Consider the following 12,301-nt stretch of genomic DNA (forward strand, 5'->3'; position numbering starts at 1 on the left):
ATGATTCGGCACGAATGTGGTCTTTTTGGCATTTACGAGCATGAGGACGCGGCCCGTCTGGCGTATTTCGGCCTTTATGCCCAGCAGCACCGGGGCCAGGAAAGCGCGGGCATCGTCACCAGAGACACGGACGGCGTGCATGAATACAAGGGCATGGGGCTGGTGCCCGACATCTTTACGGAAAGCAGCCTGCGTTCTCTCACCGGCCGCACCGCCGTGGGGCATGTGCGCTATTCCACCACGGGCCGCTCATCCAGTTGCAACGCCCAGCCTTTTCTGGCCCATTACAAAGGGCGGGATATCGCCCTGGCGCACAACGGCAATCTGGTCAATGCCGGAGAATTGCGCGAAAAGCTGGAAAACGAGGGGGCCATCTTTTTCACAAGCAATGACACGGAAATTTTCGTGCACCTGCTGGTGCGGTCCCTGCGGCGTCACAATCTTTCAGACGCCGTGCGCGAGGCATGCTCCCAGGTGCGCGGCGCGTACTGCCTGCTGGTGCTGGCCGGTTCAACCCTGGTGGCCGTGCGCGATCCCTTCGGCTTTCATCCCCTGGCGCTGGGCCGCCTGGACGGCAGGCCGGTCTTTGCCTCCGAAACCTGCGCTTTTGACCTGCTGGAAGCCGAGTATGAACGTTCGGTGGAGCCGGGTGAAATGATTATTGTGGACGCCCGGGGCGAACGCAGTGAGCGCCTGAGCGGCCCGCTGCCCGAAAAACCGCGCCAGTGCATCTTTGAACTGATTTATTTTGCCCGGCCTGATTCCTTTGTTTTCAACGAACAGGTGTATCTCTGCCGCAAGCAGATGGGCTGGCAGCTGGCGCATGAATCCACGCCGGATGTGGATTTTGTGCTGCCTTTTCCTGATTCCGGGGTATATTCGGCCGTGGGCTTCGCCCAGTGCGCGGAACTGCCCTATGAGCACGCCATGATACGCAACCACTATGTGGGGCGCACCTTCATCCAGCCCACCCAGAGCATGCGCAACTTTGGCGTGCGGGTAAAAATCAATCCGGTGCGGGCCATGATAGAAGGCAAGAAAATATGTATTGTCGATGACTCCATCGTACGCGGCACCACCATGATCACCCGCGTGAAAAAGCTGCGCGAACTGGGAGCCAGGGAGGTGCATATCCGCATTTCCTGTCCGCCGGTCAAGTATCCCTGCCATTACGGCATCGACTTTTCCTCGCGCGGCGAGCTCATCGCGGCTCAGTGCAGCCTGCCCGAAATCGTCAGCCGCCTGGATGTGGATTCTCTGCATTATCTGAGCATTGACGGCCTGTTGCGCTCGGTTATGCATTCGGACAGCTATTGTCTGGCCTGCTTCACCGGCGAATATCCCGTACCCTGTGACGAGTGCGGGAAGTTTCGGCTGGAGGGGGCCTGCGGCGTTCGGTAGGGCCCTTATGGGGGGCTGACGCACCTGATTTTATCTGAGCGCGGCGGCCCTTGCTCCGCCGCGGCAAAGCGCAGGCGGTCGCCCGGGGCCTTTGCGCCGCCCGGCTTGACGCCGCGTCGCTGACAAGATAGAGGGCCGCTACGCGTTCAAGAGTCGAGAAATCAGCAGAGGAACAGTATGAGCATTGCACGCATCAAGGGCTTTGCGGACATGCTTCCGCCCTGGAGCGACAATTTCACCCGCATGGAAGGCTGCGCGCGGGATATTTTCAGTCGTTACGGTTTTGTGGAATTGCGCACGCCGCTCCTGGAATTTACCGAGCTCTTTCAGCGCTCCATCGGCGAGGAAACCGATGTGGTGCAGAAAGAAATGTATACCTTCCCGGATCGCAAGGGCCGCTCCCTGACCTTGCGCCCCGAAGCCACGGCCGGGGTCATGCGCGCCTATATCGAGGCGGGTCTGGCCAGGCGCGAGGCGGTCAGCCGTCTGTTCACCACCGGCCCCATGTTCCGCTATGAACGGCCCCAGAAAGGCCGCATGCGCCAGTTCCACCAGATCAACTGCGAATGTCTGGGCTCGCAGAGCCCTCTGGCCGATGCGGAACTGATCATCATGCTGATGCGCTTTTTGCGCGCCCTGGGCCTTGGAGAACTGACGCTCAAGCTTAACTCCCTGGGCTGCGCGCAATGCCGCCCGCGCTTCAGGGAAGCATTGCTGGACTATCTGCGGGGGGTGGATCGCCATGCTCTCTGCCCGGACTGCGCCCGCCGTGCGGAGAGCAATCCGCTGCGCGTGCTGGACTGCAAGCAGCCCGGCTGCCGCGCCCTGACCGACAGCGCGCCCCGGCTGGCGGATTACAACTGTCCGGAATGCAAGGCCCATTTTGAAACCGTGCTGACCATGCTGCGCGCCGAGGAACTGCCGCTGGAGCTGGATCACCGTCTGGTGCGCGGGCTGGACTATTATTGCCGGACCACCTTTGAGGTGGTAAGCGGAAGCATCGGCGCGCAATCCGCCGTGGCCGGCGGCGGCCGGTATGACGGTCTGATACGGAGCCTGGGGGGGCCGGACGTGCCCGGCGTGGGCTTTGCCTGCGGCATGGAGCGTCTGGCTCTGCTTCTGGGCGATGGCGGGACGCGACGGCCTGATTTTTATCTGCTGGGCATGGAAGAGGCCGGCCGCATGCAGGCCTTTGGCCTGGCCCAGAAGCTTCGCGCCGCCGGCCTGCGCGGAGAAATGAATTTCAGCGGGGGGGGCTTCAAAAGCCTGATGCGCCAGGCGGGCAAATCCGGCGCGCGCTGCTGTCTGATTATCGGGCCGGACGAGGCGGCCAGGGGCGAGGTGAGCATCAAACATCTGGACAGCGGCGAGCAGCGCAGCCTGCCGCAGGCCGACGCAATCCTTTATCTGCAAACGGGAACAGCCAATGACTGAGCAAACGCAGGACATACAGCAGGAACATCAGAAATTTGTTGAAGAGCTGGGCGACTGGCGGCGCAGTCACTCCTGCGGGCAGCTGACTCTGGCCGATGATGAGGCCGATGTCTGCCTGATGGGCTGGGTGCAGTACCGACGCGACCACGGCGGTCTGATATTTGTTGACCTGCGCGACCGCGACGGCTTGACCCAGGTGGTTTTCAGCCCTGATATCGCCCCGGCGGCTCATGAAAACGCGCATATTCTGCGTTCTGAATATGTGCTGGCTGTCAGGGGCAAGGTGCGCCCCCGGCCTGAAGGCATGGTCAACAGCGCCATGATTACCGGCGAAATTGAGGTGGTAGTCCATGAATGGAAGCTGCTCAACACCTCAAAAACGCCGCCCTTCCCCATTGAAGACCGTTGCGAAGCGGGTGAAAACCTTCGCCTGGCCTGGCGCTATCTGGATCTGCGCCGGCCGCGCATGCAGGAAAATCTGCGCCTGCGCCACAAAGTCGCCCAGACCATCCGCCGTTATCTGGACGAGGGCGGTTTTGTGGAAGTGGAAACGCCGGTGCTGACCAAATCCACCCCCGAGGGCGCCCGCGATTTTCTGGTGCCCAGCCGCCTGAACCCCGGCGAATTTTATGCCCTGCCGCAGTCGCCGCAGCTTTTCAAGCAATTGCTGATGGTTTCCGGTCTTGACCGCTATTTTCAGATTGTACGCTGCTTTCGCGATGAGGATTTGCGCGCCGACCGCCAGCCTGAGTTCACTCAGGTGGATATTGAAATGAGTTTTGTGGATGAGCAAAAGGTCATGTCCATGGCCGAGGGCCTCATGGCCCGCGTCTTCAGGGATGTCATGGGCAGGGAACTCAGCCTGCCCTTCCCGCGCATGCGCTGGGATGAAGCGATGGAGCGTTATGGCGTGGACAAGCCTGACACGCGCTTTGGTATGGAGCTCAAGGATATTACGGAAATTGTGCGCGGTTCCGGTTTCAAGCTTTTTGCGCAGGCCAGGCTGGTCAAGGCCATGAAGGCGCCGGGCGGCGAATCCATGACCCGTAAGGAAATCGACGCCTTTACCGAATTTGTGAAGATTTACGGGGCGCAGGGCCTGGCCTGGATCAAAATCAAGGCCGGGGAATGGCAGTCGCCCATTGCCAAGTTTTTGTCCGATACGGAACGCAAAGGCATTGCGGAAGCCCTTGACCTTCAGGTGGGCGATATTGTGTTTTTTCAGGCGGGCGAGCCGGAGATGGTCAATGCGGCCCTGGGCAACCTGCGCGTGCATCTGGCCGGGCAACTCGGGCTTATTCCGCAAAACAGCTTCAATTTTCTCTGGGTCACGGATTTTCCGCTCTACGAGTATGACCAGGAGGAAAAACGCTATGTGGCCTGCCACCACCCCTTTACCTCACCCGCGCCCGGCCATCTGGAACTGATGCGCGACGATCCGGCCCGCGCCCGCGCCCGCGCCTATGACATGGTGCTCAACGGCAATGAAGTGGGCGGCGGTTCCATTCGCATTCATTCGGGCGATGTGCAGCGCCGCATGTTTGAGGCGCTGGGCTTTGCCCCTGAACAGGCGCAAAGCCAGTTCGGCTTTCTGATTCAGGCTCTGGAGCAGGGCGCGCCGCCGCACGGCGGTCTGGCTTTCGGCCTGGATCGCCTGGTTATGCTGCTGGCCGGGGCCTCCAGCATTCGCGATGTCATTGCCTTCCCCAAAACCCAGAAGGCCACCTGCCTGCTGACCGATGCTCCGGCCCCGGTGGCGGCCAGGCAACTGCGCGAACTGGGCCTGCGCCTGCGCGAGCGGCCCGCCGGCGATGGCGGGGCCAAACAGGGCGGCGCGGCTCAGGTTTAAGGAGAATTTCAGGCATGCTTCTTGATATTGTGACCTATCCTGATCCGCGCCTGAAGCGTACGTGCGAGCCCGTGGCGGAGGTGACGGACGAGATTCGCCGTCTGGCCGCCGACATGCTGGAAACCATGTATAACGCGCCCGGTGTTGGCCTGGCCGCGCCGCAGGTGGGGCGCAATATCCGCATGCTGGTCATGGACCCGGCCGGCAAGGACGAGAAAAGGCAACCCCGCGTGCTGATCAACCCCGTGCTGGAGCTTTCCGGCGAGGACGTGCTCAGTGAGCTGGAGGGCTGTCTGTCCGTGCCTCTGAACTACCGGGCGGACGTGACCCGCAAAAGCCGTGTCCTGCTCAGGGCCACAGATATTGAGGGCAACAGCGTTGAGGAAGAGCTGGAGGGTTTTCCGGCCATTGTGATTCAGCATGAAGCCGACCATCTGGACGGCGTGCTGTTCATTGACAGGATCAGCCGCCTGCGGCGCACGCTGTATGACAGCAAGGTAAAAAAATGGCTCAAGCGCAAAAATGCCGCCTAGTTTTCATGGGCACGCCGGATTTCGCGGCGGTGATCCTCAGGGCGCTTGCGCAATGGCCGCGCGGTGAAATTGTTGCGGTGTACACGCAGCCGGACCGCCCCGCTGGGCGCGGGCACAAGCTGACGCCTTCCCCGGTCAAGCGGCTGGCGCGTGAATCGGGCCTGCCGGTCTTGCAGCCGCAAAGCCTGAAAAGTGCCGAGGCCCAGGCTGAATTGGCCGCCTTGCGGGCGGATGTGCTGGTTGTCGCCGCGTATGGCCTTATTTTGCCGGACGCTGTGCTGTCAGCGCCGCGCTTGGCCCCGGTCAATGTGCATGCCTCGCTTTTGCCGCGCTATCGCGGCGCGGCGCCCATTCAGCGCTGCATCATGGAAAACTGGCAGCCTGACGCGCAAAGCGGCGTCGCCATTATGCGCATGGTCAGCCGGCTGGACGCCGGGCCGGTCTATGCTGACGCGGCTTTGCCCATTGGGGAGCATACGGCGGGCAGCCTGCACGATGCCCTGGCCTGTCTGGGCGCTGACCTGCTGCCGCGCGTGCTGGACGATCTGCTGGACGGTCGGGCTGTGGCGCGGCCGCAGGATGAAGGGCGCGCAAGCTACGCGCCCAAGATCACCAGGGAAGATGGCTGCATTGATTGGGAGCGTCCGGCTGCCGAGGTGCATGCCCGCATTCGCGGCGTGACGCCCTGGCCCGGCGCGCGCGCGGTCTTTGCCCTGACAGGCGAGGCGCAGGCGCTACCTCTTCTGCTTGCTCCCGGAGAACTGGGGGAGCGCGTTGAATGCGCGAAGCCCGGCGATGTGCGGCACGACGCCGGCGGTCTGAGCGTGGCTTGCGCCGACCGCTGGTACAGGCTTTCTTTTGTGCGACCGCAAGGCCGCAGGGATATGCCTGTGCGGGATTTCATTAACGGGCGCTTGCGCGGCCTGGCTGAGGGCATTTGCGGACGCGTTGCGCCGCTATGCTGATCCGGCTTCCGCGCGGGGCTGTGACAGCGGGCGATATAAGACTTTTTTCCATTTTCCGGGTCGTGCTTCGGCTGGCGCGCCTGAAACCGTCAGAAGCCCTTTTTTGCGCAGTTTCAGAGCTGAAAGCGTCAGGGCTTTTTTTACCGAGGCGGCATGTTCCTGCGCAAATCTCCCTACTCTTTGCCGCCAGAGCAATACGGCGGCGGTCGCAAGCGGATATTCATCGGTCTGATGCTGGCTTCTTGCGCTCTGCTGTGCCTGGGGCTCTGCTTTTTTCTCATTCTGCCCTGGTCTGATTTGAGGGGCGGACTGCGCTGGCTGCCGCCGCTCAGCATGGCAATGGGCGGATTGGGCATTGCGGTTCTGGCCTGGCTTTGCCTCAGCCTGGTCTTTCACATCTATACGGGCATATTGCTGCCTGGCATGGGCGGCGTGCGGCATGTGATCATCCGTCTGTTCTTTCCGCTGATGGAGTTGCTGGCCAAGGCCGTGGGCATTGATCGCGACAAGGTGCGGCGCTCTTTCATCAAGGTGAATAACGAGCTTGTGCTGGCGGCGCGCCGGCCTGTGGCGCCGCGCGACGTGCTGCTGCTCTTGCCGCATTGCGTGCAGAACAGCGGCTGCCCTCGCCGCCTGCGGCATGGGGCGGATTCTTGCGCGCGTTGCGGAAAATGTCAGGTGGGCGAGCTTCTGAATCTGCGCGACCGTTACGGCATCCAGTTCGCCATTGCCACGGGCGGCACCATTGCCCATCGCATTGTGATTCAGACCCGTCCGCGCTGCATTTTGGCCGTGGCCTGTGAGCGTGATCTGACTTCCGGCATTCAGGACAGTTATCCCCTGCCGGTTTTCGGTGTGCTTAACCAGCGCCCTTGCGGGCCTTGTCTGGATACTATTGCTCCCCTGCCGGCTCTGGAAGAGGGCATTCGCCTTTTCCTCGGCCTTGCGGAACCGGCTGCGAAAGCGGAACGCGGGGGACGGGCGTGAGCGGAGGCAGGCCCGTTTTGACAGAACGGAGTGGGGCCCACTTCCCGCGGCTTCTGAAAAAACTGCCGCGCGACGGCCGCACGGCCGCTCTGCACGCCCTTTTGCTGACAGACGCGGGTTTGAGCGCGCAGGAGGCCTTGACCGCCGCGCTGGATGGCGGGCGTGCGGACGGGCCGGTGAGGGAGGCGGAACTGACCCCGCGGGAGCGTCATCTTTGTTCCGAACTGGTCTACGGCGTTTTACGCGCTGAAATCCGCATCGGCTGTCTTTTGGGTCGGGTGCTGCCCCGGCCGGAGCGGCTGCCGATCCTCCTTCTGCATATTCTTGAACTGGGGGCATATGCCCTGCTGTTTCAGGAGCGGGTGCCCGATCATGCGGCCGTGCACGGCGCGGTGGAGCAGGCGCAACGCCTGTTTGGCCGTTCTCTGGCGCGGGTGGCCAACGGCGCGTTGCGCTCCATCCAGCGTTTCGGCTCCGCTGTGGACAGCCCCGAATTTTATGCCGAAGCGGGGCAAAAGCCTTGCGACGCATGGGAGGGGCTTTGCCGCTATTACAGTCTGCCCCGGTGGTTTGTGGACATCTGGCTTGCGGCTTATGGCGAGGAGAATACGCGCCTGCTGATGCGGCGCTCTTCCGCCCGGCCCTGGATCGCCTTGCGGGTCAATGCCCGTCATCCGCTTGCCGCTGACTTGCGCGCCGCCCTGTGCGCCCTTGCGCAAAATGAACGCGCTCAGCCTGTCGGTTCGTGGGGTATCGCCTTCGCGCCCGGGGCGCTGCCCGCCGAAGCGCTGGGCGTCAGCGTGGATCACTGGCGGCGGAGCGGGGCGCTTTCCTTTCAGTCCGCGGGATCGCAACTGGTGCTCGAAGAGCTGGGTCTGAGCCGCTGGCAGGGGCGAATCTGGGACGCTTGCGCCGGTTTTGGCGGCAAGAGCGCGGCCCTGCTGGAACAGGGCGCGGATGTGGCCCTGAGCACAGACCGCGCCTGGCCGCGCTTGCGCCATCTTCCTGATATGTGCCGGAGTCTTGGGCTGCCGGTTCCGGCGGTCTGTCTGGCGGATGCGTGCGCACCGCCCCTGCGCGGCTGGAGCGGCCATATTCTTCTGGATGCGCCTTGCAGCGGCCTGGGCGTGCTCTCCAGACGGCCTGACATCCGCAGAGCGTCCAGACGGGCTCCGGCTGATGCGGAGCAGCTTGCGGACTTGCAGAGTCGCCTGCTGAACAGGCTTGGCGGCCTGTTGCGGCCGGGACGCGAGCTGGCCTATATCACCTGCACCCTGAACCCCGCGGAAAATGAACAGGCCGTGGCCCGCCTTTTGCGCTCGCGGCCAGAACTGGCCTTGTTGCGCCAGTGGCAGACCCCCCACGCCCATCCCTGGCTGGAAGGCATGTACGGGGCCTTGTTGCGCCGGATGTAGAGTCAGACCCTCTTACTGCGCTGTTTGTCAGGGGCTGCTTGTGTTGCCCCGCCCTTCGCCGCGCTTCGGGGGCGAGCGAAAAATCTGCCTTTGAAAATATCTGCCGGCCAGAATCCCATGTTCTGACCCGCAGGTTTCGCGCCTCCATTCGACCCCGCAGGGCATTCCATGAGCGAAATGCTCTAACGCGCTGTCGTGAAACGCGTTGTTCATCCACCGGCCTTTTATGGGCTCGCCCCTGAAGCTTGCGCCGCTCAGGCTTGGGGCAGGCTCACGCCCAAACGCGTCAGCAGCGTTCGCAATTCCTCGGCGCTGGCGTAGCTCAGGGTAATTTTTCCCTTTTGCTCATTGCCGCTGACCAGCGCCTTGCAGGTCAGAGTCTGGCTGAGATTTTCCTGCAAACTGAGTATCCGCGGGCTTTTTTTACGCCCCGCGCGGGCACGCGGCGTGTTTTCGGCGCGGGCTTCGTCCGCCGGGGCATTTTTAGCCTGCCAGGGCAGGAGGCGGCTTTCGCGCCAGAAGCTTGCGGCTTCTTCGGCCTCGCGCACGGTCAGCGCGTGGCTGATAATGCGCTGGCGCAGGCTCTCGGCGGCGGCGGCGTCGGCCACGCCCAGCAGGCAGCGCGCATGGCCGGGGCTGATGTTGCCGGCGCGCAGGTCGTCGCGCGCGGCCTGGCTCAGTTGCAGCAGGCGCAGGGCATTGGCGATGGCCGGACGGCTTTTGCCCAGGCGCGCGGCCAGTTCCTCCTGGGTCAGCTCCAGCGTGTCGCGCAGAGCTTGCAGGGCCAACGCCTCTTCGATGGGGTTGAGGTCTTCGCGTTGCAGATTTTCGATCAGGGCGGCGGCCATAACCTCCTTGTCGCTCAACTGGCGCACAAAAACCGGCACCTGAGCCAGGCCGGCCAGGCGCGCGGCGCGCCAGCGGCGCTCGCCCGCCACAATCTGGTAGGTGCTGCCGTCGCTCTGGGGGCGTACCAGCAGCGGCTGAATAATGCCCTGGGCTTTGATGGAGTCGGCCAGTTCCCGCAGCCTTTCAGGGTCAAAATGCCTGCGTGGCTGGTCTGGGTTGGGCCGCAATGCCGTAAGCGGCAGCAGGCTGATGTCGCCATTGATTTCGCGTTGCGGTTCAGACCCGCCGAAGAGCGCATCCAGGCCCCGTCCCAGCCCCTTGTTTGCGTTGTTCATGTCTTCTCCTTGTGTGTGGCCCGCGCCTTGACAACTGCCCCTGTCGCGCGGCACGCTGCTCCAGGCTGAGTTTCAGCGGCGCTCTTGTTTGGAAGCGCTGTTCAGGGCATGTACGCCTTGAAGGTGTTCATTGGCCTGTAACAACACGAGCGGCGCGCGAGCGCAATTTGTTTGCGCCTTGCGCTCCGGGCGGCTTGTTTGCCTGCGCAGATTGAAACTTCGCGGGCAAAATGTCGCGTGACGCATTGCATGCGCTTTGGTGATCTCCATTCCTCGCAAGAGGCGCGGTCGGTACGGCGCGAAAAGCGCCGGGCGCATGTCTTGGCGAAAGTTGACGCAGTATTGCCGATTGTGCTTGCCGCGCCCTTTTCGCGCGGCATTCGCCCGCGCGTTCGCGCTTGTCTGAAGCGCCGGCAAGCGAAAAACGCGTTTTCCGCGTGACAAAGGCAGCGCGCGGATAGCGGATAAGGCGCGGACTGTTTCAACCGCGGAATGCCCCGGCATTCCCAAAACTGAGCCGCCCACCGCGAGCGCCACCTTGCTTTCATCATGGTTTTCAACTGAAGGAAAGTTTATGTCAGATTCGTCGCAACTGTTGTATCTTACCGATGCCCGCAACCATGTTCTGGCTGTGCAGATACCCTGGGATATCTGGCGAAAAATCGAGCCTCTGGCCCGCCCGGCGCTGGATGCCCTCATGGAGGGGGTTTCTGAAGAGCCGGCTGAACCACTTGCGGCGTTTGAAGAGTTTCTGCGCTACTGGGATTTTCGTTATTTCTACAGTCCGGCTGTGCATTGCCCGCATTGCGGAGCGGCCACGCAAGACTGGCGTGAGGACCCCGCGCATCCTTTCCGCCTGTCTAACGCCAATCTGGGCGGCTTGCTGGTTTTTCATTGTCGCGCCTGCGGCGCCACAATCCGGCAAAAGCATTTTCATGACCATGTGACGGTGGAACATACCGCGCCCAGGCCCTGAGCGCCGGGCATCAGCGCAGCACGGCGCCCTTTTTGGAAGGCCGCCGCAGCACCACCTCCTTGGCGAGGCCCAGATATGCTTCCGCGCCCTTGGATTTTATGTCGTAATGGATGATGGATTTTCCGTGGCTGGGCGCTTCCGAAAGGCGCACATTGCGGGGTATGACCGTTTCAAACAGGTGATCCGGGAAGCAGCGGCGCACTTCATTTTTTACTTCGCGTGTAAGTCTGTTGCGGATGTCGTACATGGTGAGCACCACGCCAAGCAGCGCGAGATCGGGATTAAGCCGTTTTTTTATCTGTTCATAGGTCTGGAGCAGTTTGACGATGCCTTCCAGAGCAAAAAATTCGCACTGCAGGGGAATGAGCAGTTCCGTGGCCGCGCAAAGAGCGTTGAGCGTCAGCAGACCCAGAGAGGGGGGGCAGTCCAGAATAATGTATTCATAATCGTTGCTGACCCGTTTGAGGCATTCCGCCAGATAAAACTCGCGCGCCATCTTGTCCACAAGCTCAAGCTCCACGGCGACAAGGCTGGTGCTGGCCGGCAGAATATCCAGAAAAGGAGTGCGACTTTTGGCAATGCTTTGCTGTACATTGTCTGGAGAGTAAAAGGTGCTGTACAGATCGCCGTTCAGTGCTTCCTGATTCAGGCCAAGGCCGCTGGTGCTGTTGGCCTGCGGGTCGCAATCAACCAGCAGCACTTTTTTTTCCATGACGGCCAGCGCCGCGGAAAGATTGATGGCCGTGGTTGTCTTGCCGACGCCGCCTTTTTGGTTGGCAATGGAAATAATGCGCGCCATGAGTGACCTCCGCTTCCTTCTGCGTAGCTGAACGGCTGATGTGTGCGCTGTGAAAATGAGCGGCGTTTTTGAGTGTTTCACATGAAACAATTTGCGTGAAAGCGCCGTGCCGTCATGTAGTGTTGGTTGTAAAAGAGGCGGGCAGAAGCGTCAAGATGCAAGCGCTCTTTCCCAATACGGCTTCGCCGTGAAAGGCTCAGGCAAGCCGCTGGCGCGGCAACGGTCAGCGAATTTTCAAAGTTGCCGCGGCGACAGTCGCCCCGCCTTGCTGCGGCGGGCGGTGGAAAGATTTTTCGTATCAGCAGAAAAAATAACGCAATATTTTCAGAGTCAGGCCCTACTAGCGTTGTTGGTTAGGGGGGGCCACGATTCTCCGTCAAAAACGCCTTTTCCACGCTGTCCGCGTTACTGCGCTATTTTTGCCGGTCATGCGCATGAGCACACTCCCTCCCAAAACCGTCCCTTTCCTTGCCAGCGTGAAAATTCTTACTTTCGGGAATTTTTGTGGCGACAGTCGCCCGCCCTTCGCTGCGTTTCGGACGACAGGCGGAAAAATAGCCTTTCTTACCGACAAACAAAAACACATGACATCTTTTTTATAAGGTCTGAGCCTAATGGGGCTTAACCCGGAACTTGTTCATTGCTGACAATGGCCTGTCGGCAGCGCGGGCTGACAGCCGCCACGCAGTCGTCGCGCGGTTGCATGGCCGACAGGTTGCGCGCGGGCGCGCATTGGCAAACTCGCATTTTCAAGAAAA

At 61.7% G+C, this 12,301-nt stretch carries 11 protein-coding genes; 8 read left to right on the top strand and 3 right to left on the bottom strand.

What is annotated here, in order from left to right; translation table 11 throughout:
* The 7 genes from purF (at window position 1) to ACQRA4_RS03675 (ending at window position 8,584) form a co-directional block, all read left to right on the top strand.
* Window positions 1–1,401, top strand: a complete 1,401-nt coding sequence (gene purF, locus ACQRA4_RS03645) for an amidophosphoribosyltransferase (RefSeq protein ID WP_427821723.1) — start codon at window positions 1–3, stop codon at window positions 1,399–1,401.
* A 177-nt stretch (window positions 1,402–1,578) separates the two neighbouring features.
* On the top strand, window positions 1,579–2,835 hold the full coding sequence (gene hisS / locus ACQRA4_RS03650; RefSeq protein ID WP_427821724.1) for a histidine--tRNA ligase: 1,257 nt from the start codon (window positions 1,579–1,581) through the stop codon (window positions 2,833–2,835).
* A complete protein-coding gene (aspS, locus tag ACQRA4_RS03655) occupies window positions 2,828–4,684 on the top strand; it encodes an aspartate--tRNA ligase (RefSeq protein WP_427821725.1) in 1,857 nt (618 codons plus the stop codon). Before hisS ends, aspS begins: the two co-directional genes overlap by 8 nt.
* A 14-nt stretch (window positions 4,685–4,698) precedes the next feature.
* Window positions 4,699–5,217: a peptide deformylase gene (gene def / locus ACQRA4_RS03660; RefSeq protein ID WP_427821726.1), complete on the top strand. Its 519-nt coding sequence runs from the start codon at window positions 4,699–4,701 to the stop codon at window positions 5,215–5,217.
* Entirely contained in the window at window positions 5,190–6,182 is a 993-nt protein-coding gene (gene fmt, locus ACQRA4_RS03665; protein ID WP_427821727.1) for a methionyl-tRNA formyltransferase, read from the top strand. Before def ends, fmt begins: the two co-directional genes overlap by 28 nt.
* A gap of 153 nt (window positions 6,183–6,335) precedes the next feature.
* On the top strand, window positions 6,336–7,169 hold the full coding sequence (locus ACQRA4_RS03670) for a DUF116 domain-containing protein (RefSeq protein ID WP_427821728.1): 834 nt from the start codon (window positions 6,336–6,338) through the stop codon (window positions 7,167–7,169).
* Window positions 7,166–8,584 carry a transcription antitermination factor NusB gene (locus ACQRA4_RS03675; protein WP_427821729.1) on the top strand — a complete coding sequence of 473 codons (1,419 nt, stop codon included), beginning with the start codon at window positions 7,166–7,168 and terminating at the stop codon, window positions 8,582–8,584. The genes ACQRA4_RS03670 and ACQRA4_RS03675 overlap by 4 nt, the downstream gene beginning before the upstream one ends.
* A 254-nt stretch (window positions 8,585–8,838) precedes the next feature.
* Here ACQRA4_RS03675 and ACQRA4_RS03680 read toward each other — a convergent pair whose 3' ends face one another.
* Both ACQRA4_RS03680 and ACQRA4_RS03685 read right to left on the bottom strand, forming a co-directional pair.
* Window positions 8,839–9,768 carry a ParB/RepB/Spo0J family partition protein gene (locus ACQRA4_RS03680; RefSeq protein WP_427821730.1) on the bottom strand — a complete coding sequence of 310 codons (930 nt, stop codon included), beginning with the start codon at window positions 9,766–9,768 and terminating at the stop codon, window positions 8,839–8,841.
* Window positions 9,769–9,840: 72 nt separating this feature from the next.
* A complete protein-coding gene (locus ACQRA4_RS03685) occupies window positions 9,841–10,305 on the bottom strand; it encodes a hypothetical protein (protein ID WP_427821731.1) in 465 nt (154 codons plus the stop codon).
* A 37-nt stretch (window positions 10,306–10,342) separates the two neighbouring features.
* Between ACQRA4_RS03685 and ACQRA4_RS03690 the strand changes: the two genes are divergently transcribed.
* Window positions 10,343–10,744, top strand: coding sequence for a hypothetical protein (locus tag ACQRA4_RS03690; RefSeq protein ID WP_427821732.1), 402 nt, complete (start codon window positions 10,343–10,345; stop codon window positions 10,742–10,744).
* A gap of 10 nt (window positions 10,745–10,754) precedes the next feature.
* Here the strand turns inward: ACQRA4_RS03690 and ACQRA4_RS03695 are convergent, their stop codons facing one another.
* Window positions 10,755–11,543, bottom strand: coding sequence for a ParA family protein (locus ACQRA4_RS03695; RefSeq protein ID WP_427821733.1), 789 nt, complete (start codon window positions 11,541–11,543; stop codon window positions 10,755–10,757).
* Between the last annotated feature and the right edge of the window lie 758 nt (window positions 11,544–12,301).

The organism is Desulfovibrio sp. SGI.169 (assembly GCF_050313595.1).
GTDB lineage: Bacteria > Desulfobacterota > Desulfovibrionia > Desulfovibrionales > Desulfovibrionaceae > Desulfovibrio.

Coding starts and splice junctions, on each gene's coding strand:
- fmt (WP_427821727.1), top strand. CDS start 5,190: ATGGCTCAAGCGCAAAAATGCCGCCTAGTTTTCATGGGCACGCCGGAT.
- aspS (WP_427821725.1), top strand. CDS start 2,828: ATGACTGAGCAAACGCAGGACATACAGCAGGAACATCAGAAATTTGTT.
- ACQRA4_RS03680 (WP_427821730.1), bottom strand. CDS start 9,768: ATGAACAACGCAAACAAGGGGCTGGGACGGGGCCTGGATGCGCTCTTC.
- ACQRA4_RS03690 (WP_427821732.1), top strand. CDS start 10,343: ATGTCAGATTCGTCGCAACTGTTGTATCTTACCGATGCCCGCAACCAT.
- hisS (WP_427821724.1), top strand. CDS start 1,579: ATGAGCATTGCACGCATCAAGGGCTTTGCGGACATGCTTCCGCCCTGG.
- ACQRA4_RS03670 (WP_427821728.1), top strand. CDS start 6,336: ATGTTCCTGCGCAAATCTCCCTACTCTTTGCCGCCAGAGCAATACGGC.
- purF (WP_427821723.1), top strand. CDS start 1: ATGATTCGGCACGAATGTGGTCTTTTTGGCATTTACGAGCATGAGGAC.
- ACQRA4_RS03695 (WP_427821733.1), bottom strand. CDS start 11,543: ATGGCGCGCATTATTTCCATTGCCAACCAAAAAGGCGGCGTCGGCAAG.
- def (WP_427821726.1), top strand. CDS start 4,699: ATGCTTCTTGATATTGTGACCTATCCTGATCCGCGCCTGAAGCGTACG.